The organism is Staphylococcus pasteuri, assembly GCF_030547725.1.
Taxonomy (GTDB): Bacteria; Bacillota; Bacilli; order Staphylococcales; family Staphylococcaceae; genus Staphylococcus; species Staphylococcus pasteuri.
Genome location: NZ_JAUOQO010000359.1, coordinates 1 through 270, shown reverse-complemented (window position 1 = coordinate 270; position 270 = coordinate 1). Strand labels below are relative to the sequence as shown.

Sequence of the window (270 nt, the reverse complement as noted above, 5' to 3'; positions counted from 1 at the left end):
ATTCAGTACTGATTGAAAATGGTCACATCACATCGGTGGTTCCTAACCAGCAAGTATCGCCACAAATAAGAAGCATTGACCTAAATGGTTCAGTGCTAAGTGCGGGTTTTGTAGATCTGCAACTAAACGGTTGTGGCGGTGTGATGCTAAATGGCGACTTTAGTACCCGCAATTTAGAGATTATGCATCAGTCTAATATTAAAAGCGGCACCACTAACTTCATGCCAACCCTCATTACTACCGATGACGAAGAGATGCAGCAAGCCGTTG

Annotated in this window: 1 pseudogene; it reads left to right on the top strand. The window is 43.7% G+C overall.

The window, feature by feature from the left end:
• A pseudogene (locus Q4528_RS13985) lies at positions 1-270 on the top strand (hypothetical protein); the annotation flags it as partial.